General features: G+C 32.0%; 31 protein-coding genes. 18 read left to right on the forward strand and 13 right to left on the reverse strand.

The window, feature by feature from the left end; genetic code table 11:
- Positions 1-247 precede the first annotated feature (247 nt).
- The 3 genes from ACWNT5_RS05310 to ACWNT5_RS05320 all read right to left on the reverse strand — a co-directional run bounded on the left by ACWNT5_RS05310 (position 248) and on the right by ACWNT5_RS05320 (position 4,102).
- Entirely contained in the window at positions 248-1,897 is a 1,650-nt protein-coding gene (locus tag ACWNT5_RS05310) for a S8 family serine peptidase (RefSeq protein WP_456516830.1), read from the reverse strand.
- A 78-nt stretch (positions 1,898-1,975) separates the two neighbouring features.
- Positions 1,976-2,182, reverse strand: a complete 207-nt coding sequence (locus ACWNT5_RS05315) for a hypothetical protein (protein ID WP_456516831.1) — start codon at positions 2,180-2,182, stop codon at positions 1,976-1,978.
- 144 nt (positions 2,183-2,326) lie between these two features.
- Entirely contained in the window at positions 2,327-4,102 is a 1,776-nt protein-coding gene (locus tag ACWNT5_RS05320; RefSeq protein ID WP_456516832.1) for a helix-turn-helix domain-containing protein, read from the reverse strand.
- A gap of 471 nt (positions 4,103-4,573) precedes the next feature.
- Between ACWNT5_RS05320 and ACWNT5_RS05325 the strand changes: the two genes are divergently transcribed.
- The 15 genes from ACWNT5_RS05325 (at position 4,574) to ACWNT5_RS05395 (ending at position 13,530) form a co-directional block, all read left to right on the forward strand.
- Positions 4,574-5,743, forward strand: a complete 1,170-nt coding sequence (locus tag ACWNT5_RS05325; protein WP_456516833.1) for an HlyD family secretion protein — start codon at positions 4,574-4,576, stop codon at positions 5,741-5,743.
- Positions 5,744-5,753: 10 nt separating this feature from the next.
- Positions 5,754-7,937: a peptidase domain-containing ABC transporter gene (locus ACWNT5_RS05330; RefSeq protein ID WP_456516834.1), complete on the forward strand. Its 2,184-nt coding sequence runs from the start codon at positions 5,754-5,756 to the stop codon at positions 7,935-7,937.
- 45 nt (positions 7,938-7,982) lie between these two features.
- Positions 7,983-8,315 carry a hypothetical protein gene (locus ACWNT5_RS05335; protein ID WP_299604976.1) on the forward strand — a complete coding sequence of 111 codons (333 nt, stop codon included), beginning with the start codon at positions 7,983-7,985 and terminating at the stop codon, positions 8,313-8,315.
- 16 nt (positions 8,316-8,331) lie between these two features.
- The gene (locus ACWNT5_RS05340; protein WP_299604975.1) at positions 8,332-8,484 is read left to right on the forward strand and encodes a hypothetical protein; all 153 of its coding nucleotides are present in this window, start codon (positions 8,332-8,334) and stop codon (positions 8,482-8,484) included.
- An 882-nt stretch (positions 8,485-9,366) separates the two neighbouring features.
- The gene (locus tag ACWNT5_RS05345; protein WP_299604974.1) at positions 9,367-9,558 is read left to right on the forward strand and encodes a hypothetical protein; all 192 of its coding nucleotides are present in this window, start codon (positions 9,367-9,369) and stop codon (positions 9,556-9,558) included.
- Between the two features lie 44 nt (positions 9,559-9,602).
- On the forward strand, positions 9,603-9,788 hold the full coding sequence (locus ACWNT5_RS05350; protein WP_299604973.1) for a bacteriocin: 186 nt from the start codon (positions 9,603-9,605) through the stop codon (positions 9,786-9,788).
- A gap of 77 nt (positions 9,789-9,865) precedes the next feature.
- Entirely contained in the window at positions 9,866-10,033 is a 168-nt protein-coding gene (locus ACWNT5_RS05355) for a hypothetical protein (RefSeq protein WP_299604972.1), read from the forward strand.
- A gap of 357 nt (positions 10,034-10,390) precedes the next feature.
- Positions 10,391-10,696, forward strand: coding sequence for a CPBP family glutamic-type intramembrane protease (locus tag ACWNT5_RS05360; protein WP_366141449.1), 306 nt, complete (start codon positions 10,391-10,393; stop codon positions 10,694-10,696).
- A gap of 160 nt (positions 10,697-10,856) precedes the next feature.
- Complete coding sequence (locus ACWNT5_RS05365; protein ID WP_299604971.1) at positions 10,857-11,033, forward strand: hypothetical protein; 177 nt, start codon at positions 10,857-10,859, stop codon at positions 11,031-11,033.
- Between the two features lie 71 nt (positions 11,034-11,104).
- The gene (locus tag ACWNT5_RS05370; protein WP_299604970.1) at positions 11,105-11,329 is read left to right on the forward strand and encodes a hypothetical protein; all 225 of its coding nucleotides are present in this window, start codon (positions 11,105-11,107) and stop codon (positions 11,327-11,329) included.
- A gap of 160 nt (positions 11,330-11,489) precedes the next feature.
- Positions 11,490-11,708 (forward strand): hypothetical protein, encoded by a 219-nt coding sequence (locus ACWNT5_RS05375; RefSeq protein ID WP_299604969.1) that lies wholly within the window; start codon positions 11,490-11,492, stop codon positions 11,706-11,708.
- A gap of 288 nt (positions 11,709-11,996) precedes the next feature.
- The gene (locus ACWNT5_RS05380; RefSeq protein ID WP_299604968.1) at positions 11,997-12,206 is read left to right on the forward strand and encodes a hypothetical protein; all 210 of its coding nucleotides are present in this window, start codon (positions 11,997-11,999) and stop codon (positions 12,204-12,206) included.
- A 34-nt stretch (positions 12,207-12,240) separates the two neighbouring features.
- The gene (locus ACWNT5_RS05385) at positions 12,241-12,444 is read left to right on the forward strand and encodes a hypothetical protein (protein WP_299604967.1); all 204 of its coding nucleotides are present in this window, start codon (positions 12,241-12,243) and stop codon (positions 12,442-12,444) included.
- A gap of 122 nt (positions 12,445-12,566) precedes the next feature.
- Positions 12,567-13,022 (forward strand): hypothetical protein, encoded by a 456-nt coding sequence (locus tag ACWNT5_RS05390; protein ID WP_456516835.1) that lies wholly within the window; start codon positions 12,567-12,569, stop codon positions 13,020-13,022.
- A 25-nt stretch (positions 13,023-13,047) separates the two neighbouring features.
- Complete coding sequence (locus ACWNT5_RS05395; protein ID WP_456516836.1) at positions 13,048-13,530, forward strand: regulatory protein RecX; 483 nt, start codon at positions 13,048-13,050, stop codon at positions 13,528-13,530.
- Between the two features lie 27 nt (positions 13,531-13,557).
- Here the strand turns inward: ACWNT5_RS05395 and ACWNT5_RS05400 are convergent, their stop codons facing one another.
- The 8 genes from ACWNT5_RS05400 to ACWNT5_RS05435 all read right to left on the reverse strand — a co-directional run bounded on the left by ACWNT5_RS05400 (position 13,558) and on the right by ACWNT5_RS05435 (position 20,766).
- Positions 13,558-14,268, reverse strand: coding sequence for a GLPGLI family protein (locus tag ACWNT5_RS05400; RefSeq protein ID WP_299604961.1), 711 nt, complete (start codon positions 14,266-14,268; stop codon positions 13,558-13,560).
- 129 nt (positions 14,269-14,397) lie between these two features.
- Positions 14,398-14,580 carry a hypothetical protein gene (locus ACWNT5_RS05405; RefSeq protein WP_299604959.1) on the reverse strand — a complete coding sequence of 61 codons (183 nt, stop codon included), beginning with the start codon at positions 14,578-14,580 and terminating at the stop codon, positions 14,398-14,400.
- Positions 14,581-14,741: 161 nt separating this feature from the next.
- Complete coding sequence (locus ACWNT5_RS05410; RefSeq protein ID WP_299604944.1) at positions 14,742-15,410, reverse strand: hypothetical protein; 669 nt, start codon at positions 15,408-15,410, stop codon at positions 14,742-14,744.
- A gap of 187 nt (positions 15,411-15,597) precedes the next feature.
- Positions 15,598-16,461, reverse strand: a complete 864-nt coding sequence (locus tag ACWNT5_RS05415) for a cupin-like domain-containing protein (RefSeq protein WP_299604942.1) — start codon at positions 16,459-16,461, stop codon at positions 15,598-15,600.
- 54 nt (positions 16,462-16,515) lie between these two features.
- Positions 16,516-17,619 carry a biotin synthase BioB gene (gene bioB / locus ACWNT5_RS05420; protein ID WP_299604940.1) on the reverse strand — a complete coding sequence of 368 codons (1,104 nt, stop codon included), beginning with the start codon at positions 17,617-17,619 and terminating at the stop codon, positions 16,516-16,518.
- Between the two features lie 111 nt (positions 17,620-17,730).
- Positions 17,731-18,894, reverse strand: a complete 1,164-nt coding sequence (locus tag ACWNT5_RS05425; protein WP_299606338.1) for a beta-ketoacyl synthase N-terminal-like domain-containing protein — start codon at positions 18,892-18,894, stop codon at positions 17,731-17,733.
- 82 nt (positions 18,895-18,976) lie between these two features.
- A complete protein-coding gene (locus ACWNT5_RS05430) occupies positions 18,977-19,690 on the reverse strand; it encodes a LytR/AlgR family response regulator transcription factor (protein WP_299604938.1) in 714 nt (237 codons plus the stop codon).
- Positions 19,687-20,766, reverse strand: coding sequence for a sensor histidine kinase (locus ACWNT5_RS05435; RefSeq protein WP_299604936.1), 1,080 nt, complete (start codon positions 20,764-20,766; stop codon positions 19,687-19,689). The genes ACWNT5_RS05430 and ACWNT5_RS05435 overlap by 4 nt, the downstream gene beginning before the upstream one ends.
- A 207-nt stretch (positions 20,767-20,973) precedes the next feature.
- Here ACWNT5_RS05435 and ACWNT5_RS05440 point away from each other — a divergent pair, with 207 nt between their 5' ends.
- The 3 genes from ACWNT5_RS05440 to ACWNT5_RS05450 all read left to right on the forward strand — a co-directional run bounded on the left by ACWNT5_RS05440 (position 20,974) and on the right by ACWNT5_RS05450 (position 23,472).
- On the forward strand, positions 20,974-21,933 hold the full coding sequence (locus tag ACWNT5_RS05440) for a hypothetical protein (protein ID WP_299604934.1): 960 nt from the start codon (positions 20,974-20,976) through the stop codon (positions 21,931-21,933).
- A 62-nt stretch (positions 21,934-21,995) separates the two neighbouring features.
- Positions 21,996-22,433 carry a cytochrome c oxidase assembly factor Coa1 family protein gene (locus ACWNT5_RS05445; protein WP_299604932.1) on the forward strand — a complete coding sequence of 146 codons (438 nt, stop codon included), beginning with the start codon at positions 21,996-21,998 and terminating at the stop codon, positions 22,431-22,433.
- A gap of 16 nt (positions 22,434-22,449) precedes the next feature.
- Positions 22,450-23,472, forward strand: coding sequence for a hypothetical protein (locus tag ACWNT5_RS05450; protein ID WP_299604930.1), 1,023 nt, complete (start codon positions 22,450-22,452; stop codon positions 23,470-23,472).
- Here the strand turns inward: ACWNT5_RS05450 and bioA are convergent.
- Positions 23,465-24,730 (reverse strand): adenosylmethionine--8-amino-7-oxononanoate transaminase, encoded by a 1,266-nt coding sequence (bioA, locus tag ACWNT5_RS05455; RefSeq protein ID WP_299604928.1) that lies wholly within the window; start codon positions 24,728-24,730, stop codon positions 23,465-23,467. The two genes, ACWNT5_RS05450 and bioA, sit on opposite strands and share 8 nt — an antisense overlap.
- Positions 24,727-25,359 carry a dethiobiotin synthase gene (bioD, locus tag ACWNT5_RS05460; protein ID WP_299604926.1) on the reverse strand — a complete coding sequence of 211 codons (633 nt, stop codon included), beginning with the start codon at positions 25,357-25,359 and terminating at the stop codon, positions 24,727-24,729. The genes bioA and bioD overlap by 4 nt, the downstream gene beginning before the upstream one ends.
- Positions 25,360-25,363 lie beyond the last annotated feature (4 nt).

Genomic DNA, 25,363 nt, shown 5'->3' on the forward strand with positions numbered 1-25,363 from the left:
ATCTGGATGTCCAGTTTGCCATAAGGCAAAAGATAAAATGTTAGCAACCCCGCTAGCGCTCGAATCCTTTCGAGTGCTGTCATAGCTTGTTAAGAAATAGTTGATAATTAAAGTAAAAAACCAGTTACAATGATTTGTAGCTGGTTCTTTATAATATAGCTTTTAGACTTTATGTTCTTTTGATATAAAACTAAAAATAACAATACGCAATCTTTCGAACTTACCTTTCAAAAAAACAAGTATCCAATTATTCCAAAGAAAACTGTTTTGCCATTTGTAAAGCATTATATGCGTTTACTATTTTTCCAGATTTAGAAAGCTCTGAAAAAGGTATCATTTTTTTGGTTTTATCGCTTTGTTCAACCTCAACCTCTATGTCATATGAGGTTCCGGATTTCATAAGAATTTCTTTTACTTGGCTAGCGGATAATCCAGGATAATACGATCGTATCAAAGCCGCTACTCCAGAAACCACCGCACAAGATATTGATGTACCACTCTCTAATTTATATTGATTATCAGGCGTCAACGTTAAAATTTTTACACCAGGAGCAAAAAGATCTACTTTTCGTTTCCCATAGTTACTGTACTTATATAAGATATTTTTATCTAAGCTTGAGCTGGTACCACCTACTTTTATAAAGTTAGCAGCAACCTCATTGCCATCTTTATCAGTATCATCGGGATAATTATATGCTAATGGTTCATCAAGATTCTGAGCACCATTCCCAGCAGAGGTAATTATTAACACTTGCTTTTCTTCGGCATACTTTATGGCATCTAAAACCCATTTCCGATATAATGAAAATTCTTTCCCAGAACTTATATTAATCACTTTTGCTCCATTATCTGCAGCATATCGTATAGCGAGCGCCATATCTTTATCATGCTCGTTCCCAAATGGAGAAACCAACAGTGACATAAGTTGGATTTGATTATCGATTTTGTTAACCTTAGGATTATTAGTTGTAGCAGCAATCGTTCCCGCTACTTTGGTTGCGTGCGAAATAATATGAGTATTATTATTTACCTGATTATTCCCATATCCAATATTAGTAATATCCTGTGGATCATCTCCAATAACCGCCAAACGCTCGTCATAGTCTAAATTTAAAAGCTTGTCTAATCTTTCATAAGCTTTTTGCTTATAGTCTTGTATCCATTTTGGTGTTAGCTTATACTCCACGTATACCAACATGTAATCTAAATGAGCATTTAAAATTTTATCATCTTTATAAAGACTTTTAAGACTATCTAACTTCCTCTTAGTATACTTTTTCTTTGGAAAGTAATTCATTAACGCTATAGAAGCTTCTAAATAGCCCATATCATAATAATCGATATAAGCTTTATCATTTTTAGCATATGTTAATCGCTCTTCATACTTTTTTTTAGCCCTACGATATTGTAAAAAATCATCCTTAAGATCATTGGAAATATCATTAATCCCTTTATCCTTAAAAACACTATCGTATTTTCTAATGATTCTCGTGTATTCATAATTGGCAAAAAGTACGTTCTCACCTTTTGCATTTCCTAAGAAATTCCAGCCATGAATGTCATCTATATATCCATTGTTATCATCATCAATATTGTTATTAGGGATTTCATCTATATTAGTCCATATCTGATCTTCTAAATCTTTATGATCAATATCCATAGCCATATCAATGATGGCTATAATGACATTTTGTTTTTGCGGAATGTTATCTAAGCTTTCATAAGCTTTTATTAGACTAATACCTGGTATAGAATCATTTAATAAATCCTGATAATACCATTGAGAGGCAAACTCCTTGTTGAATTTACTTGGTTTCACCTGACTAATTATCTCTCCATCAGAGAGAATACCTAACAGAAAACAACAAATATATGTACCGAACTTCTTATATAACATTTTTAGTCTGTATATAGGTTAAGACGAATCAAAAACAACCTTATAACTTTTCGCTATAAGGTTGTTTTTACTTTTATATTATCCCAGTTGACCAATAGGTTTTGAAGTAACACATACCGGTGGTCTTGGATGATCTGGATCATCATGATCTGTATCAGTCCCATCGTCATCATCTAGAAATGCATCTACAAAAAAGGATCCTCCTTTTATTACATGAGCGTTATTTAATCGTGCAATGTTTAATTTGTTTAAAGATAGTTTTTGTTCGTTTCTCTTCTTCTTCATATTAGAGTAATATTTTTGTGAGTATTTGTCTGGGTCAAAACTAATCAAATCTGCTTGTAATTATACCAATTATTCTACAGTAGATCTCTGTATTCAGGAATTCCGACCTTTAACAAACTGAAAACAAGTTTTTTATGTTTTTACCTAAACTTTCTTCTTTTCTAGCTGTTTTATAAAATAAGACGGATAAATTCCTGTTTTTTTAAGGAAAGATTTCGAAAAAGCTTCGGTTGTATTGAAACCAATCTCTCGTGCAATTGCCTTAATTGTATAATTCCTTAATTTCTGATCGGTCTGTAATTTTTCTACCACGTAGTCTACTCTTAAGTCATTGATATAGGCGATAAAACTCTTTTGCTTATAAAAGTTAATCACTTTAGAAAGATACTTTGCATTAGTCTCAAATTGTTTTGCTAATCCAGCTGTAGTAATATTTGGAGTCAAATATTCTTTTTTGCCCTCAAAATCATCTAACGACGCCAAAATATGTTGTACAATGGTTTCTGAAATCCCAATATCCTCAGCCTCTTTTTTCTCAGACTCTTTTACAATAGGTGTTTCTTTTGGAACTTCTTTTTTAGTAAGAAGACTTTCAAATCTTTTTTGATATTTCTTCTTTTTAGTATAATTAAGAAATAAAAACACCCCTGTTATAATACTAATAACGGTTAGCCCTATGATTCCAAACCGAGACACTACTTGTTCGTTTTCCAAAGAACCAATGATTTTATCTTTTTCCTGAATTAATAATGGAGTATCATAGTTTTGAGTGATCTTCTTCTGTAAATATCTATAATTACTATTCAATACACTATCGACCTTTATGAGTTTTTCAATATAGACTAATTGTTGTTCAGGATTATTGGTTTTTTTATAGTAGTCGATTAGCATCTCATAACCATTTCGAGTTTCTGGAAGAATGTCCTTCTGTTGCTGAAAAATGGTGTCCAATTGTTTAAAATAAAAAATACCTTTTTCTTTGTTGTCAGATTCGTAATTAATCTTTCCTAGATAGTAATAACCAACGGCCAAGTTTGGTTTATCATCAACTTCCTGAAAATATTCTACTGATTTTGTTATTCTATTCAGAGCAATATCGTAATCCTTTCTTAAGTAATCAATAACACCTTTACATATGGTAAAACGGTTAACATTTTCAGTATTCATTCTTGCCAAAGATTCTTTCATACCTATATTAGCATAGTAAGTAGCAGAATCTAATTCTCTCAAACGATAAAAAGATGTGGTAATGGAAAACAAATTACTTAAATACTGTCTATTTTTAGTTTTTTTACCATTATTATGTTTTAAATAATTATAATTTTCCTTAAATAAAAAGAGAGCTTCTTTATGATCCCCAATTCGATCTTTTAATAACCCAATTACGTTATTCACTTTAAAAATCAAATCTGTATTATAATTTTTACGAGCATATTCATTCGCAAGAATATAACTATCTAAAGCTTTTTTAAATGCTCTTTTACCTGAAAATATTGTACCTTTAAAATAATAAGCAGAAGCAGGAAACCTAGGGTTATTTAAATTTTTTGTTAATGTTATAACACTATCCATATATACTGTGGCCAAATCCTTATTTAATATAAAGCCAAGACTATAATATCCTTCAGCCAAACGAAGGCTATCCTTATTTGTTTTTGATAGATTTATATATGCATTGGCGAATGCCGTGGCGAGTGTCTTATTTTTTTTTGTAAAAGAGTAATTATAATAATAATAATAAAGCTCTTCATAGGAATAGTTTTTATTAATAATAGAATCTGGTACAGGAAGTTTTATTAACTGTTCCTCATAACTCTTTATATCTAAAGAATCCACTATTTGATTTTGCTGTGCAGAGAGTTGGTGGAGTAAAAAGAAAATAATGCAAACTGCAAAGTGATTGGTGTAACGTTTTATCATTTCATACATGGTATGTACCTACCTAATATTAAATTTTTAATACATAGCCATTCACAATAAGTATGCCTTATCTATATAGACTATTTTTTATTATCCATATAAACCATACTACAAAATAATCGTTGCAATAGTGGTGAAATTTTAGTGTCTTTGGGGCTATAGTCTACCTAAATAATAGGGTGCAAATATACCACTTTCATTTTTTTTAAAAATGATATCCTTATTTTTTTAAGTCGCAATCAACCAGCTTTTTATCGCTACAAAACAATGTCTGAATTCCGCGAATACAGAGTCTGATTTCCCAGAATCCCGATGTAGTCTCCTTGTAATAAGGTCATTACCCAAACTATATTTGAACCATCAATAATTTACACCAGATGGTTACTGTACTCATAAAAATTATCACTCATCTAGCAGACGTCATGATATCGATATATCATTTCATTTTTTAACTCACAAAAAACGGATCGTATGAAACAATTATTTCCAAAAGAGATTATCGAAAATACTGTAGAGGTACATCAGTTTAAACATCGCAATAGCAGTAAAGTGATTTACGGTATCATTCTAATTGCTATTTGTATTGCGTTTATCCTTTTACCTCTTATAAAAGTAGACATTTATACCACGGCTCGTGGTATGCTAAAACCCAGTAAAGAAAGAATTACCATTACTCCTTTGCAATCAGGAAAGGTAGTTTTTGCAGATTTACTAGACAATCAGCAAGTGCAAAAAGGAGATACACTTCTCATGACCAATAAAGAAATTCTCGATGAAAAAATAGAACTTTCTTCCTCCAAAATCTCAGAAACGCAAGAATTCATTACAGATTGCAAATATCTAATCAATGCTACGCATCCACGTTTTGAGAAACTGGTATCAGCACGTTATCAAAAAGAATTTTTATACTACACTCAAAAAATTGGAGAGCTACAAACTCGATTCGAAAAAACACTGATAGATTTCGAAAGAGATCAAAAACTGTACGGAAAAGGAGTGATTGCCAAAATAGAATTCGAAAATAGCGAGTTCGAGCATCAATTATCTATAAACACATTACATCAATTCAGAAAACAGCAAAAAAACACTTGGCAAACCCAGCTAACTGATTACTCTGTAGCATTACGAGAACTGCAAAGCAATGTATCCCAGATACAACAAAATCAAAAAGATTACATTATTACTGCTCCGATAGATGGGATTCTAAAAAGTGTAAAAGGAATAGAACCAGGAAGCATGATCATTAGCGGATCTCCAATAGCCGAAATATCACCAGATACTGGACTCATTGTAGAATGCTATCTGTCTCCTTCGGATATAGGATTGGTAAGCAAAGAGAAAAAAGTAAGCTTTCAGGTAGATGCCTTTAACTATAACCAATGGGGATTAGCGACAGGAAAAATCCTAGATATTAGTAAAGATGTAGACGTCGTAAATAACGAACCTGTTTTTAAAGTTCGTTGTGCTATTGATCAAACACATCTGGAGTTAAAAAACGGCTTTAAAGGAAATTTTAATAAAGGGATGACACTTAGCGCTCGATTTCAGTTAACAGAACGCACCCTTTTTGATCTATTGTATGACAAAGTAGATGACTGGTTAAATCCATCAACTCCAACTATTGCTCAAGTTCAACCATAAAAAACGTATCATGGCTAAAATAAAAATAAAACAACATGACATTACAGACTGTGGTGCTGCCTGCTTGGCATCTATTTCTGCGTATTATAAATTAAAACTACCTATTGCTAGGATACGTCAATATGCCAGCACCGATAAAAAAGGCACCAATATCTTAGGATTGATGGAAGCTGCACAAAAAATTGGTTTTACAGCTAAAGGTGTTCGTGGAGATTTTGATAGCTTATCCAAAATTCCAAAACCATCAATTGCCCATGTGATCGTGAGAGGGAAACTACAACATTTTGTAGTCATCTATGAGGTGACCAAAAATCACATTACAATTATGGATCCTGGCGATGGTAAAATGCATAAAAAATCATACGAGGAGTTTAAGAAAGAATGGACTGGAGTATTGGTATTACTAGCGCCAAATGAAAGTTTCGAACAAGGAAATGAAAAAATCTCTTCCTATAAACGCTTTTGGTTCCTATTAAAACCACATCGTTTGGTTGTATTACAAGCACTAGTTGGAGCTATTGTATATACCTTACTAGGATTTTCTACTTCTATTTTTATTCAGAAAATAACGGATTATGTATTGGTCGGTGGAAATACGAAACTGCTTAACTTACTTGGAGTGATTATGATTGGATTATTAGCTCTAAAGTTTGTGATTGGAGTTTATAAAGATGTGTTTTTGATCAAAACGGGTCAGCAAATCGATACCCGATTAATATTAGGATATTACAAACACTTATTAAAACTACCTCAACAGTTTTTTGACACCATGAGAGTAGGTGAAATTACATCTAGAATTGGAGATGCTGTAAAAATCAGAAGCTTTATCAATGGCGTAGCATTATCACTTACTGTAAATGTAATGATCTTATTCTTCTCTTTTGGGTTGATGTTCTTCTATTACTGGAAACTTGCATTAATTATGCTTTGCGTGATTCCTTTGTATGCAGGTATCTATTTCATCATGAACAAGCTGAATAAAAAAGCAGAACGTAAAGTGATGGAAAAAGGTGCTGACCTACAAAGTCAGTTAGTAGAATCCTTAAATTCTGTAGGCACCATCAAACGATTTGGATTAGAAGACTTTGCTAATATCAAAACAGAAACTCGATTTGTGAGCTTGTTACAAAGTGGATATAAATCTGCTCTTAACTCTGTATTCTCAGGAACTTCTACTGGTATTGTAGCACAATTATTCGTCATTATCCTATTATGGTCTGGTTCTTTCTTTGTAATCGATAGAGAGATTACCGCTGGAGAATTAATGTCTTTTTACGCAATTGTTGGGTATTTTACAGGGCCAGTTGCTAGCTTGGTAGGGGCAAATAAACAGATACAGAACGCATTGATTGCTGCCGATCGTCTTTTTGAAATCATGGATCTAGAGCGTGAAGAATCTGAAAATAAAATGGCACTTCGTAAAGAATCGGTGGGCGATATTTCTTTTACCGATGTTGCCTTTAGATACGGAAGTAGAAAAGAAGTTTTCAAAAAGTTTAATCTTACTATTCGTCAGGGAGAATTGACTGCAATTGTGGGTGAGAGTGGATCTGGAAAATCTACATTAATGTCATTATTACAAAACATCTATCCAATTCGCAATGGTATTATTAGTATTGGAGATAAAGATCTAAGATATATTACTAACGATAGTCTTAGAAACATTGTTAGTGTAGTACCACAAAAAATAGATCTATTTGCTGGTAATGTTATCGAAAATATTGCTATAGGAGAATACAATCCTAATATGGATGAGATCATTACTATCTGTAAAGATATAGGGATTCTGGAGTTTATCGAAGCACTACCCAATGGATTTAATACTTATTTAGGCGAAAATGGTGCGTCATTATCTGGCGGGCAAAAACAACGTATTGCTATTGCCAGAGCCTTATACAAAAAACCTGAAATACTGGTATTGGACGAAGCTACTTCTTCTCTGGATAGCGCCTCAGAAAATTACATCCAAAAAACTATACAAAACTTACGTGCAGAAAACAAAACAATTATTGTGATTGCGCATCGACTGAGTACAGTTATTGATGCTGATAAAATTGTGGTTTTAGAAAAAGGTGAAGTATTAGAAGAAGGAAATCATCAGGAACTTTATGGCCGTAAAGAAAAATATTATCAACTATGGCAACAGCAGATGCCAGCACTAGATTATATCAATAAAATTGAAGCTGTTGCCTAGCAACTGTTAGTATACATAAAATTTTAATCAAAAAACACTCGAATCATGACAAAAATTGAAAGACAAATAGAATTAATAGAACGATTAGATCGCCTTATCCGAATGCAAGCTACTGGTAACCCACAACAGCTGGCGAGAAGATTAGACATTTCTAAGGCTTCATTATTTAGAATATTTGAAGTAATGAAACGATTGAATGCTCCTATCATATTTGATATTGGTTTACAAAGTTATGTGTATGAAGAACAAGTAAGCTTTAGATTCGGATTCTATACAAGAGATCTGCAAGGAGAAGAAGTATTAGAAATTAGTGGAGGTAGCTTTCAGAGAGTTTTGGTAGAACCTGCTTTTAACTATCCATATTTACAAATTGTATAACCTAATCTTATTACTAATGAAAAAGTACACAAAAGAAAATAGCACTAAAAAGAAGTATAGGTTTGAAAATATAAATGATCCAGAATTACAATCCATCATTTCAGATGTAATGGTATACTCAGAGGATTATCACATACCTTTAGAAGAAGATATACCAGACTGGTTTTAAAAATTGTTGAGTTTGATTCGTAAAAGGGGAGTTTGTATGTATACAGCTCCTTTTTTTATTTCTAACAATATGAAAAATTACAAAATACATATAAGCAAGCGTCTAATAATATACCATCTTCTATCTTTTTAGTTACAAAGCAAATCCCATAGTAAGAATATGTATCTGCGGTTTTAATTCTTCAGTTTATTAGTGAAAACAGTTCTAGATCTTTATTCTGTGCTTAACCATAGTAATTAGAGTATCCTATTATGACACCCAAAACAAAGAATAGAACCCAAGCCGGAACAAAAAAAAGCTTAATGTAAATTTCTAACCTATAAAGAATAAAACACCACAGAGAAGATATATAGTAAAAGATAGGAGTCTCATATTCTTTAGGAAGATCGAAAAAAAGTAAAATAAAACTAGGGAATGTACTGAATAATAAAATAAAAATTGTTCCAATTATAGGGAAATCACCAATTTCTTCTAAGGTATTATATTTTTTCGATTTTATATCTGCAAATACCAACATCAATATGGTTTAATTATAAAGTTTGATAATTTTTTAAAATAAATAAAAATGATCCAAAAGAAATAATATAATACAAAGAAGAAATGTTTGTAAAAGATAGGGTTCAGACTTAGCAAAAAAGTAGTGTTTGGAATTCATTTTATTTTCTAGACAAAAAAGCTTCTTTAATTGATTCACTTTATTGAAGAAGAAAACAGCTTTCAATTTTCGCACAAAAAGAATCATATTAACAAAATTTAACATTTTTAAAAAGACACTCTCAATTAATGAGACTCCCTAAACCTACTTTTACATTGTCAAAGCGAAACAGGTGCACCAAACGAGTTTGACACAACATACAAATATTAATTATAAAAATAAATAAAATGACAAATTTAGAAACTTACGGAGTTCAGGAATTAAGCGTATTAGAAACTACTCAAATTGACGGAGGAGACGGGATCTTCACTGATATCCTTGATGCTTTAGAGAGAATCGACGCAGGATGGGATAGATTTAAAGAAAGACTAGCTGATGGATGGGATTCTTACGGAGAGTGTTCTTGTGGAGGAGAATAAAAAAATCATAATTATTAATAACAAATAAAATAAATATAAAAAACATGGAAAATTTAAATTCATTCAAAGGTTTAAGCGAAAAAGAATTAATCGAAATTAACGGTGGAGGTCTTGTAGAAGATATAGGATACGCAGCTCATGCAGTAGTTGACGGTGTATGTACAGCTGCAAACTGGGTAGCTGAGAAAGCTGAAGCTGCTTATGACGAAGTAATGAGCTGGTTTGACTAATTGATCATTCCATCAAGTTATAAACCTTCCCTTTTATAGGGAAGGTTTATATAATAACTTTCACAAAACATATCATTATGCAGGAACTAAAACTAGAAGAAATATACGTAATTATTGGAGGTAGTATATTTGATGATCTTATAGGAGATATGGATCCACTTGGAATTGCAGATGCTTTTGATGATTTTGTAGACCGATTGGTAGATGGATGGAATTCATACGGCGAATGCAGCTGTGAAGGATAGTTTTATATATACAATAGAGAAATAGATATGGGATGGATATCACTTACACATAAAAAAGAAACTTTTGACTTTGTGTACTTATTTATTATCGTAATGGGTTTTAATGTAGCATTTTTATTAGTAAAATACTATATTTTCGATAAACCCATTTTTGATGAAAGTGAACTTTCCTATTTTAATATAGGCACCTTTATCAGCTTTGTCTTTGTGATTCCAATCCTTGAAGAATTCTGTTTTAGAGGTATATTTATGTTACCGAAATCAAATTTTTATATCTACCCAACACTTATCAGTATTATCCTGTTTATCTGTATATTCATGAAATTTGATATAAAAAGTTATATACTCATATGTAGTATGATAACAATTGGAACCGTCTATCTAATTAGTACAACAGCAAGACACAAAATACATTTTATAATAGAGAATCATACGGTATTACTAATTGTGCTATCGGCTATCATATTTGCTGTTATTCACATCACTAATTACGATACTCGAGATCTAGAGACCTATCTAAAACTCGTCCCTAGACTTACGGGAGGACTGTATCTAGGATATATAGCATATAAATATGGAATCGGTAAATCCTATATGATGCATACTATTAATAATTTTATTCCTTTTATATACTTAGGCGTTATGCGCTGGGTGCTTCATTAATATCTCCCTGATCATCAAATCAAAAAGAGAATACCTCTAAACACAGGGATATTATCTATATCAATCATCTAATAGTAAAATATACACTTTTATGAAGAGAAGGTATACTTACATACATACGCCACCATACAAACAAACAATTTTAAAAATAAAGAAATCAATGAAAAATTTAGAAAACAGTAACATGGAAGAATTAACCCGAACAGAAATCATTACGATCCAAGGAGGCAACTGGTTTACAGACGCTTTAGATGCCCTTGAAGATTTGGTAGTAGATAAGATCCAAGAAGTTATCGATGAAGTAATAGATGATATTACTCGTTATAGAGAAGGATAAAAATCTTTTTATCAGCCTCGAAAATTGAGACTCGTTAACAATACTTTTACCTTATAATTAAAATAACAGCAATGAAAAATTTAGAAAACTTAAGGATAGTAGAACTGAATAACATAGAAATAGAAACAATAGATGGTGGAAATAACGGTTACTTATGGGCAATTAATAGTGAATCATCTGGTGGATCTTCCATAGGTTTCGCAGAATCAGTACAAATGAATATAGAAATTACTGTAGAATTATTTACGGAAGCTACCGAAGTTATTAAAGATACTTGGAATTCTATCTTCGGATAGTAGAGACAAACCTATCTTTTTAGAAAAATAGAGCTGAAATATCTTGTTGAGTATTTTGTCGAAACTGGCAAGTCCGTAAGGATGCAATATCAATCATCAAAAGAGCTCAAATAATAAGGCTCGCAAACAATACTTTTACCTTATAATTAAAATAATAGCAATGAAAAATTTAAAAAATTTAGGCGTAGTAGAATTGAATTATAAAGAAGTAACTACAACAGATGGCGGAAACCATGGTTATTTATGGGGAAGTGGCGGATCAAGTGGATCATCTGTAGATTTCGGAGAAGTAGTAGAAATAGCTGTTGATGCATTAACCGATGCCGCTGAAACTATTATAGATGGATTAGAAAGCGCGTGGGATTCTATCTTCGGATAGTAGAGACAAACCTATCTTTTTAGAAAATATAGCCAGGCATATTTGTTGAGTATTTTGTCGAACCTGGCAAGTCCGTATGGGCGCAACATCAATAAACAAAAGGTGAACTTAGTGAGTAAAGTTCACCTTTTGTATTTATCATATTTTTTTAAATACCTAAGAAGAAATTCTTTAAAAAAACAAACAAAAAATCAAGGGTCTCAAATAATGAGACTACAAGCTTATATTATTGTACTGTAAAAGCAATTGCACAGTATCATTTATTAAAATAAATTAAAACAGCACATCATGGAAAATTTAAACATTACTTTATTAAGTACACAAGAATTAGAAAATTACAACGGAGGAGCTATTTCACTACAAACCGGATCTAATGCTACAGTAGCAGAAATAGAAATTGTACCTTTTGGAGATCCAATAAATCGTTTTGACGATTTAATTACAGAAAATACTACTTCTGATTTCGAAACAGCAAATACTACAGGATTTAACTTTTAATCCATTAATAATTACATACTAAAATACATATCCGATGAAAAATTTAAAAAATCAAAAAATGGTAACATTAACAGCTTTAGAAATTAATACGATCAATGGTGGAACTCACAATCCAGGAGTAATGGATGATGGTAATGGAGGAGGATGTACTCAGATTCCTGGTTTTCCTGATCCAATTATCGTTATCGGACCATCTACAGGACCAACATTCCCTGATCCAGATACTATCTTCGGATAGTAGATAGCAGCTGACATTCTGCTTTAACTAAAATTCCTTCTATCACATGATAGAAGGAATTGCTATTCCCTGTTTATTTAAATTCTAACTACCTATACTCTATGGAAAATAAACACCAAAAAATGCTATATGACATACTTAAAAATTTTGAAGGAATGTCTAAAATAGATAGTTTCAGTCTTATTCATAAAATCGAAGTTTTACTCTATTATACAAATGGTCCATTGAATCTCAATGAGATAAAAAAAATTATCACTTCGGAAGTACAAAGTGAAGAAATTGATCCTTTTTATTTTAGTATTTTACCTAATGGAAAATTTTGTGAATTCATTGGAAGTAATGGAATCATCCATATTTATAAGGAGATAAATAGATTTTTACCTGACTGGCACATCTTTAACACCTATTACTTCAAAGCAAAACACTTGCCATTAGACCTTCAAAAGTTAAGTAGAAGAAATTTATTACAAAGTTTTGAAGGGAAACCCTATCAGAAGAAAATCAAAACCTTTTTACTAAAACACAAAGCGTCTAAAAAAGATCTGGTTACAAATAAAATGTTATTACTTAATATATAATTCTTGATTATGTATTTTTACGGCGATGTATCAAAAAACACCTGAATCTATTACCGTTACTGAAGCCATCAAAAAGATGGAACACTATTGCGCTTATCAAGATCGTTGCCATAAAGATATTTCGGAGAAATTATCAACCATGAAATTAATTCCCGAAGCAAAAGAAAAAATTATCCTTCATCTTATAGAACACAATTTTCTAAATGAAGAGCGATTTGCAAAGAGTTTTGCCAGAGGAAAATTTAGAATCAAAAAATGGGGGAAGCAGCGTATTACTAGAGAATTAAAGTTCAGGCAAATCTCTGAATACTGCATCAAAAAAGCACTACAAGAAATTCCAGAAAATGAATACCTGGAAACATTTCATAACATTGCAGAAAAAAAATTCGAATCCATCACCGTAACAGATAACTACAAAAAAAGAAAAAAACTAATTGATTATCTTCTCTATCGCGGTTGGGAAAATCAACTAGTTTTTGATAAGGTAACGGAATTATTGAATCAATAACCATAGGTATTATAAATGACTTAATCTTTACATTTTGGTTGTTGCATGTAATGTCATTTCCTTAATTTTCTTCTTTTCTACTACGGCAAAATCATTACGAGTCACTTTTTTTCCAATTGATAACTTTTGAAATTTTACAGGAGTGCTACCAATTTCTATATTTTCGGTAGTAAATGATTTGTATGGTGTATGCAACTCTAATATTAAACCTGGTAAACCTTGATATATGTAAGGACCATCCGAGATGGGAATTTCTACTGTATACCAAGCCTCTATAGATCTTCCATGAAACTGACCTAAAGCTTTTTTACAATTATATCCACCCACTTTTTTACGATCGTTTGTCAATTCCCATTGAATTTCAGGAAGTACATCTGATATTAAATATTCATCTTCCAAAATACTTGTTTCTTCTAAATAAGTATTACTCTTTAAATTCTTGAATACCTTACTTTTCTTTGATCGTATGGAAATAACTTTGATATTATTCTGAACCTCAGCAGTAGCCATTTGTTCAGTAGCTTCATAAAGGGACTGCTTATTATATGCAGTCAATACAAATTTTCCAGAAGCTTTCAGTTGAGATTTAATTTTAGCTTTTAATAATGGATCTTTAATTTTTTTAAGCTTGCTTTCAATATTCTTACTTTCTATATAGGTCACCTCGTATGTCTGACTTGTTATAGTAGAAGTTATGAAAAATATAAAAATGAAACTTAAATTATGTATGATTTTCATTTGTATAATTTTTTTATAATTATCAAACCTATCTGCTAAGTGGTTAGAAGGTTTGTGGAATTTATATAAAGCTATAAGACTACTTACAATACCTATAAGTAGTCTTAAAACATGTCAAAAGAATTTAAACTAGCATTCAAAAACTGCTATCAGAACCTCGGTATCAGTTTCTATAATTAAGATACAGATATCTTCTTCCTCAACTGTTTGTTCTACATAAGTTTCATTTTCAATGGCATTAAGCTCAGTAGCAGCAGTTGTCATAAAAAAGGTAGAAAACAAGAATGCAAATGCGAAAAATAAGTTTTTCATGATTTTAAAAGTTTTAAAAGTTAATATTATCTGAAAAAAATCAGAGTTAAGATGATTTGCACAAATCTTAGACTAAGCTACAATAGAGGATATTTAATTTGCATACATTTTCCTTTACAAAAAGTAAGGTTCTGCGATAAAAAAAGGAAGGTTAGCAACTCCTATATGATTCCTAAATCTGAGGCTTTTTCAATTAATAGTTTTTGATTTTTCGCTTCCACCTTAAGTAAATCTCTTAATCTTCTCTTTCGTTTTTCGATTCCAGCCAGAGATAATGGAACTATTTTTACCAGATCTTTTGTTTTAACACCTTTGGATAGGTTATGAAGAATACTACGGTCTATATCGTCTATATCAAGGCGTAACTGTAACTGAAGTTGTAAAATTTGTATGATAGAAGAACTATAGTATTTATTACCATTTATGATATTATGTATTGCTTGAAAAAGAATATCTGGATCTACTTCTGATTTTAATAAAAAACCTTCGGGATTTATCTTCTTAATATAATTGTAGATTTTATATCGGTCGGTAGTTTTAGTTACAATTAAAACCTTAGTTCGATGTGAGATTTTTTTAATTTTAAGAAGAAAATTTTCGATCAAACTATTGGCTATCGTTATTTTGCTAGTAAGATTAAATTCTATCAAAACAACATCCCAACGATTCATATTTGAAGCTTTTTTAAACCAGCTATCATTTATTTCTTCAATAACCTGAACGGAGAAAGAATAAGACGATTTAGAGGAATTAGCTAGAATACTTTTATATCCCTCCACTAATATTTGATTACTATCAATAATCAACACTTCCAAAATTTGTTTGCCCATAATATAACCTATCTTAAATTTTAAAGTTTTGGTAGAACAGGTCAATCAAGGAAATAAAAGAGGTATTTTCCCTCTTAAAACTATTAAAAAAAAGGTCGGAAAAAAATATTTTAACGTAGTGTTATGAGCTGATAATCAGATATTACGGAAATACCTTATTTAAAAAAAGGAAAGTATGTAAAAGAGTTTATTTCAACAACGAATTTGTTCTACTGATTGCTTTATTATTTTTATAATCCATCCATTTTTGACCTTTTCTGCTTCGCATAAAATTATCAAAATGGCGCATAAAAAACACATTATAAGTAGCTTGCATAAAATTACTTAGCTTTTTAGGCACAGAGCGAATACTCATAGAAAAACCAGGAGTCAGATATGTCATATGATGCCAATAACCTTCTGGCATGTATAGTGTTTCTCCATGACTTAAGTATGTAATATATCCTTTCGCCTTCTTAAGAGCAGGCCATTTTTCAAAATCTGGATTCGAAAAATCAATTTCTTGATGAGATATCAATGCATGTGGTACCTTATACATATATTTCGTTTCGGAAGGAGGAAACAAAATACATTGTTTTTCTCCATGAAAATGAAAGTGGAATATATTGGCAAGGTCGATATCATAATGCATAAACACTTTAGAGCCTCCTCCTCCAAAAAATAAGAAAGGCATCTTTTTCAGGAATTTTAATCCAATCTTTGGATATTTAAAATCCTTCTGAAGCGCAGGTACTTCTTTTAATAAATTGTATAGGAAAATTCTATAGTTGGTAGGCTTTTTCTTTAATAAATCTACATAAGCACTCATTTTCATGCTAGCATGAGGTTCATTAAATTTAAACTCAGAATTGATAGGTCTATCATCAAAAAGTGGCACCTCTTTATCTCCAGCAACTTCATTTATATAATCTAAATTCCATTTCTGAAAAGCAGGCCAGTCTTCGATTAAACGTTCAATTACCACAGGTTTCTGAGGTATAAAATAATCTCTCAAAAACTCTTCTTTCGTAATCGTTTTTACCCTTGATATTTCCTCTAAATTTAACCCCATTAACTAAGAAATAATTCTAATTTCTTGATTTTCAAAGTTAATCAACTTTACAAATTATTTATTGAGTAGCGCTTCTTTTCCTTTTTGCTTCGCTAGTTCATTTTTTTCTATAACATGATCAGGTCTAGACCATTTAGGTTTTTCACCTTTAGCTTCAAATTTAGAATCTTCGGCTTCTACAGTTTCTGGTTGTGCCTTTTTTACAAAAGGTTTTTGTGGGTTTAAACCTAACTTCTTAAACATCTCCATATCTTCATTAACATCTGGATTTGGAGTCGTAAGCAACTTATCGCCTGCAAATATCGAGTTTGCTCCTGCAAAAAAGCACATAGCCTGTCCTTCTCTACTCATTTCTGTCCTTCCTGCAGAAAGTCTTACTTGTGTTTGTGGCATTACAATTCTGGTAGTAGCTACCATTCTAATCATATCCCAAATCTCTACTGGTTTTTGATCTTCCATAGGAGTTCCATCAACGGCTACCAATGCATTAATCGGCACAGACTCTGGTTGTGGATTTAACTTTGCCAAAGCTACCAGCATTCCGGCACGATCTTCAGTCTTTTCTCCCATTCCTATAATTCCTCCACTACAAACCGTAACGTTAGTTTTACGAACATTATCAATAGTTTGCAAACGGTCCTCATAACCTCTGGTAGAAATTACTTCCTTATAATACTCTTCTGAAGTATCTAAGTTATGATTGTACGCGTACAAACCAGCTTCTGCTAATCGTTGTGCCTGATTTTCTGTAATCATACCAAGCGTACAACAAACTTCCATCTCCAGTTTATTAATAGTTCTAACCATTTCGAGAACATTATCAAATTCTGGACCATCTTTCACATTTCTCCAAGCTGCGCCCATACAAACTCTGGAACTTCCTGAAGCTTTAGCACGCAATGCTTGTGCTTTTACTTGTTGCACACTCATTAAATCATTCCCCTCAATATCGGTATGGTATCTAGCCGCCTGTGGACAGTACCCGCAATCCTCTGGACATCCACCAGTTTTAATAGATAACAAGGTAGAAACCTGAACCGTATTAGGATCATGATATTCTCTATGTACAGAAGCTGCCTCATAAAGCAGTTCCATTAGTGGCTTATTATATATTTCTAGAATTTCTTCTGATGTCCAATCGTGTCTAATAACGCTCATAAATCAATGGTATGTGAATTTTCAAAAGTAATTGTTTAAAATCAAAAAACACAAATTAGCTTTATCAAATTCGAGAGTTTTAATAACAATCTATTGTTGATTATTGTTCTTTTATGATGGAAGTTCTACTAAAATACTTACTGCATTTCCTCCAAATCCTACAGCATTCACAATAATCTTATTCAATTTTTGAGGAATTCCTATATTCTTTACAAAAGGGACTGGAATAAATTCCTGATGTTTCATCATCAGCATAGCCAATTCCAAACTTAGAATCCCACTAGCTCCAAAAGTGTGACCTATTTTCCATTTGTTTGTGGTCATTGCTGGAATATGTTTCCCAAATACTTGCTTAATCGCATTGAATTCTGCTTGATCTCCTTTTATAGTTCCAGGAGCATGCAATACAATAGCATCTACTTCTTTTACATCGGTATTTCCTAATGCCATTTTCATAGATTTTTGAAAACAATCTGCATCTGTAGATATAGATATGTTATGAGTTAAGGTCTCGGTAGCATACCCAATTCCAGTAATTAACGCTTGTGCATTTTTAGTACGTCCTTTTTCTAAACAAGCAATACCAGCTCCTTCTCCTAAAAACATCGAATTTCTGGATTTATCCCAATTCATTGCCTGACAAGGATACGCTACTGTATCCGCAGCCGCATAAATCTTCAGTGCTTTCATCTGAGCAATGGTAAATGGTGTTAACGGCGCTTCACTTCCTCCTACCAAAAACTTATCACTCAGCCCAGATTGCAACCATGCGATTCCATTTAATATAGAATGTAAGGCGGTAGAACAGGTTATCGAATGACTGATATCTGGACCTGTAGCACCTAAATCCTGTACAATCCAGGAAGATATATTGCCTAAAGTAGTAGTTGGAGAACTTAGCGTAGAAGACTGATTACTTCTTAAAAATTCTTCATGATATTTTTCAAAAAGACCCGTTGCTCCTCTAGAGGAACCTACATTTACTCCAAAATTAGCATCATCTTTCCAGCCAGCCTCTTTTATAGCGTTTCTAGAAGCGAATAATGCAAATAATACAGAATCATCCAACGATGCATAGCTAGAATTTTCCTTCCTAAGTGTTTCTATTGCTGCTCTGGATGCTACATCTAATCTGGCAATTGGTGCCAGATTTCCCTCCATATCTTCAAAAGTAATACAATGAGAAGATTCCTTATATAACTTCCATATTTCTTTCGAGGAGATACCTAAAGGAGAAATAGATGAAATTCCGGTTATGGATACTGGATTTTGCAATTCGTAATTTTTGGGCAAATGTAGGGGTTTGTTCTGGTATGTTCAATAGTAAAATTATAATTGATAATTATCAGATAGCATACTATTTCTTTATTTTTAGATAAGAATACACCTTTTCCTTATAGCTAACCCCAATTGGAATTTCGATCACGCCTAAATCTATATCATTTTGGGTATAGGCGGTAATTTTGTTTGTATTAATTATAAAGGATCTATGAACTCTCAAGAATGGGTTATTTTGTAATTTTTCTTCAAAATCACTGATCTTATATTTTGTTTGTATTTCTTTTTCACCAATATGAATTTTAACATAATCTCTCAAACTCTCGATATACGTAATTTCATCTAATTTAATTTTATGATACTTACTCCCTGATTTAATTACTAAAGGTTCTTCTGAGGTAATAGTTTTATCTCTCAATGACAAAGGCTCTTTGTGCTCGCTTCTAAAATAACGTTCTACCGCTCTAAAAAATCTCTGAAAGGTAATGGGTTTGAGCAAATAGTCTAGAATATCGAGATCATATCCCTCTAGCGCATATTCTCTATAAGCCGTAGTAATGATGGTCTTATGTGGCGTTTTTAGCGTTTTTAAAAATTCTAAACCTGTGATATTTGGCATCTTTATATCTAAAAACAACAAATCGATTTGCTGTTGTTTTAATATTTCCATTGCCTTTATTGCATTATTACAAGCAGCAACAACTTCCAAAGAATCTATTTTAGCAATATGATTCTCGAGTAAGCGTATTGCTAAAGGTTCATCATCCACGAGTAAACACCTAATCTTCATCATATTTTTATTTTTAGCGCTACCGAAAATAAACCATCTTTATTATTTATTATGTTCAGATCATATTGATCCGTATACAATAAATCCAGTTGTTTTGTAATATTTGCTAGTCCTATTTTGGTTTGTCTATCTTCTGTTGGAATCGTTCCTACGGTATTAGAAATATTAAATATAAATAATCTCTTTTCATATGCCACAAATATTTCAATTCGTGGAGAACCACTATCCTCTCCAGCTCCATGTTTAAAAGCATTTTCCACAAGCGAAAGCAGAATAAGTGGTGCTATTTTAATATCTTCTTCAATATGTTTATCAAATGTAACTTCTAATCGATCATCATATCTCAGCTTTTCTAATGCAATATAATTCTCTAACATCGTAACCTCTGATACCAACGAAGTGTATCTTTCTGTGCATCGATACAAAATATAATCCAAAATCTCTGACAGTTTTTCTATCGAATACGCAGTTTTATCAGACTTTTCCAATGCCAGAACATAAATATTATTCAAAGTGTTGAATAAAAAGTGAGGGTTTAATTGTGCCTTTAGCAGCTTTAATTCGGTTGCTACCTTTTCTTTATCCGCTTTTAATGCTATTTGCTTGGTGTTCGTGTAATGCAGGAAAAACTTCAAAAAAAGGAAACCAAAAACAACACTATAAATATGAGGAACATACTTTAAAACGAGATGCTTCCATTGTGTCATAATCTGCCATATGGATTCTTGCGGAAAAGGCGGCGTTCTTGTTAAACCTTCTGACAGGTATACGATAAGAATTCTTCCCAAAACACTAGTAAAATATACACTAACAACAAATAATAAGATGTAAACAAACTTTCTGTTGGAAAGAGCATATTTTGGGATCAAATAATATCCTAAAAAGTAAGAAGCAATCATTTGTGGGATCAAATAACATAATTGTCTAACAAAAGAAGTATATAAAGAATAGAGATCCAATACCCTATCTCTGGTCGTAAATGCAAAAACGATAACACTCCAAAAAATCAAATGCTTAACCCATTTCTTTTTTTGTACTTGAAATACAATTTCTTCGATCCAAATCTTATCTATCAACATATCCTCTAAAATAACTAATGTAAGGATATCTACGATTCATAGTCGACAAACTATAGTTAAAAACAGATGAATTTTCAGATTTAAATGACAAATGTTTTTTATCCATTAAAAAAGCATAAACACATGCTTTACAAATGTATCTATCGACATGCTAAATTAAGAACCTCTTTATTTTCAATTTTTGACAAAACAAAAATTTATATCAAAATGAAACAAGTCACATACATACTGGTTTTAATGGTTTTATTCCTATTTACTATCCAAGCTTACAATCAAGAAAGCAACATTATTATCAATGAAGGTTCTGGAGCATTTACATTGCATGGAGGCAAAGGAAATGAGCATAAAAAAATTACTATTCATTATTATAAACCTAAAGGATTTAATGCTTCTTCTGAAGTCTTGCTCGTTATTCCAGGATCGGGAAGAAATGGAGATAGCTACAGAGATAGTTGGATAGAAGAATCCGAAAAATATAATATACTTATCCTCTCACCAAGTTATCCAGAAACAGCATATCCTTATGAAGATTATCATTTGGGTGGAGTAGTGGCAGATGTTAATACTCGAGAGAGTATCACATTTATAAAAAATACTAACCAAGTTTTTCTAGACGAAGAAAAGACTTCAATACAACTAAATTTAGACAACGCTAGCTGGATATATGAAGATTTTGACAGAATATTTGAGTCTGCTATAAAAGCATTAAATGGATCACAAAGAGGTTATGATATATTTGGTCATTCTGCTGGTGGACAAATTTTACACCGATTTGCAATTCTTCATACCAATTCTAAAGCAAAAAGAATCATTGCTGCCAATGCTGGAAGCTACACCTTACCCGATTTTGAAACAAAATTTCCCTTCGGTATTGAAGACCTTAACCTATCTATTGAAAATCTCAAAAAATCCTTTGCACAACAACTAACGATTTTTGTGGGTGAGCTAGATAATGAAAATGAAAAAGGAGGAATTCTTTTACGTTCTAAAACAGTAGACAAGCAAGGGTTACATAGACTTGCCAGAGCGCGTTATTTTTACAAAACTGCTAAAACCCAAGCTACCAAAATGAATTGCAAATTTAACTGGACTCTAAAAGTGATTCCAAATGTTGGCCACCATATGAGAAAAATGGGAAATGCAGCAGGAATTTATTTATACGAGTAAATTTCTTGTAACAAAACCTTTGGAATTGATACTTATATAGTGATCTTAAAATACACTATATAATGGAAATTCAGACAGCAAAAAAAAGTTGGTTTAGTAGAAATTGGCCATGGGTTGTTCCTGTAGGAGGATGCCTAACGATCATCGTCATATTTTTTGTCTTTTTAGGCTCTGTAATTTTCGGTGTTTCTCAAGCATTTACAAATTCTGGTCCCTACAAGGATGCACTTGCCAAAGCTCAAGAAGATGATTATATTGTCGAAATGCTTGGAGAACCTATAGAAACTAATGGTATTATGAACGGAAGCTTAAAGTTTGAAAACGATGAGGGTTCGGTCGATATTTCTATACCTATAAAAGGTCCAGATGGAGAAGCAAGAGTGTATATCGTAGGAACCAAAAAAGATGATACTTGGACATATTCCGAATTATATGTCATCCTAGATGAAACCAATGAGCAAGTTGACTTGCTATGGGGAAAAGAGAATAATGAAAATTAACTAAAAACGTATCATTATGACTGGCAATCTTAGTTTAAAAGAAACCTTACTAGTATTTGGACTACCCTTATGTATATTAGTTTCTTTAGCATTATTTGCCAGTTCAGATATAGCATTATCTAATTCTCTTATTTCTAAGAGTATTACATTAGACTTGATAATTACTATTCCCTTTATTCATTGGGTCTTAATTCGGAAAAAAGATATTTCTAAGTTTTCGGTGCTTTCTTTTTTCGTAATAGGTATCCTTATTGCTTCTTTTGTTATTCCAGAAGAAAATCAATCCTATATCTCCTTTATCAAGAATTGGATATTACCTTTTATCGAGTTGGGAATCGTTACTGCTATTCTCCTCAAAATTCGAAAAACCATTCAGGTGTATAGGCTCACTAAAAATAGTTCACCAGATTTTTTTACAATCCTTAAAAAGACTTGTTCAGATGTTTTTCCTAAAAAAATATCAGAGGTATTAGCAATGGAAATTGCTGTGTTTTATTACGGATTCATTTCCTGGAAAAAGAAAACTCCAAGAGAAAATGAATACACTTATCATAAAGATGGTAACTCTATTAGTATTTTCATAGGTATTCTTATGATCGTCATTATAGAGACTTTTGTTTTACATAAAATGATATTAAAATCGAATCCTTCTATTGCATGGATAGTAGGAATAATGAGTGTTTATTCTTTTGTTCAGATATTTGGTTTTGTTAAATCAATAACCAAAAGACCTATAACTATAGATGGAGAAATACTACATATCCGATATGGAATAATGAGTGAAGTAATTATTCCCATATCTGATATTGACACCATTGAATTTTCTTCTTCTTCAACTGTTTTTGATAAAGAAACCAGAAGATTATCTCCTTTGGGAGAACTAGATCCTCATAATATGCTTATTAGATTAAAAAAGCAATCAACAGGAACTAAAATAGGACTCTATGGAATAAAACGTAACTTTAAAGCTATAGCATTCCATGTTGATCAAAAGAACCAATTTAAAGATGATCTAGAACAATTGATGCTGTCTAAATAGTCTCCAATAGTTCGGTAATCGTTTTATAAATTTTGCCTAACTGTTGCTCCGAAATCACGTAAGGTGGTAAGATATAAATCGTTTTTCCTAACGGTCGTAAGCACACTCCGTTTTGCATAAAATGATCAAAGATTTCATATCTCTTTTTACCATATCGATCCATTTCAATGTTTAAATCCAAAGCATAAATAACTCCTTTTTGTCGTGTGCTTTTTATTTTTGGATGATTTTTTATAAGATCATTAAATTCTTGATGGGACTTAATGATTCTAGCAATATTTTCCTGAATATCTTTTGTACTTAGCAGATCAATTCCAGCAATTGCAACGGAGCATGCAATTGGGTTAGCAGAATACGTATGCGCATGAAAAAATGCTTTGCCAATAGAATCATCCAGAAATGCATTATATATCTCTTGGGTACAACTTGTTACCGCCATAGGCACAAAACCAGCTGTTAACGCTTTGGACATAGAAATGATATCTGGTTTTGTCTCCATATATTCTGATGCAAAGTTTTTTCCTGTTTTTCCAAAACCAGTCATTACTTCGTCTGCAATGGTAATAATCTTGTTCTCTTTGCAAATTTTAAGAATCGGATCTAAGTATTTTTCTTCGAACATATGCATTGCATTTGCCCCTTGAACCAATGGCTCATAAATAAAAGCAGCAACTGCATTGTCATCAATAATTTGACGTAGTGTTTTTATGACTCTATCAAAATTATCTTTAGTAGGAGTAGGGATTCTTCGAACATCAATAAAGAAATCCTCAAAAGGACCATTATAAACTGATAAGCCCGAAGCAGACATTGCTCCAAAGGTATCGCCATGAAATCCATCTTCAAAAGCGATAATAATATTACGTTTTTCTCCTTTATTAAAATGATATTGCAATGCCATTTTAATACCTACTTCATTAGCAGTAGATCCATTATCGGAGAAAAATATTTTTTCCTGATTATCTGGTAATATTTGTATTAACTTTTCAGATAGTTCTATGGCTGGTTCATGGGTAAAACCTGCAAAAACTATTTGATCTAATGTATGCATCTGTTTGTTGACTCTTTCCAAAATAAAAGAATTACAATGACCATACATCGCCGTATACCACGAGGCAATTCCATCTATATATTCATTACCATTATCGTCATACAACAAAGCACCTTCTGCTTTTACAATAGGAAGCGCATCTGGATGGATTTTATGCTGTGTAAGCGGATGCCAAAGATGTTTTTTATCTCTTTGTTTTAAGTTCATAAAGCTTCTAATTGATCTTTAAATAAGGATGCATACTCCTTCACTACCATTTTATCAAAATAAGGTTCATTATCAATTCTACCGATAACTTTAGCTCCTGTCATTTTTTGGATAATACTTTCGGTAGTTACATGCTCATCTCCGCTAAAAATAATTACAGGATCAAATCCTTTCTCCTGAAGTAATTTAATAGTTAACAAAGTGTGATTGATACTCCCCAAATAATGTCTAGACACTACGACAACCTTACAATCAGGATCAATAATATCCAAGATTGTAGCTTGCTCATTTAATGGAACCAATAGACCTCCTGCTCCTTCGATAATGATATCGTTTTCAGTGTCAGGAATGTTAATATGTTCTATATCTATAGTTACACCATCAATTTCTGCAGCTGCATGAGGACTCATTGGCGTGTTTAATGCATAGCTATTTTTATGAAAAGTTGATTTAGAATTTGAAACTAGTTCTTTTACTTTATCGGTATCAGAATATGATAAATCTCCTGCCTGAACCGGTTTAAAATAATCTGCTTGTAATGCTTCTACTACAATAGCAGATACCACAGTTTTACCTACATCTGTTCCTATTCCTGTAATAAATATTTTTTCTCGTTTTTTCTCCTTCATACCA

It is taken from the genome of Aquimarina sp. 433 (assembly GCF_054054605.1).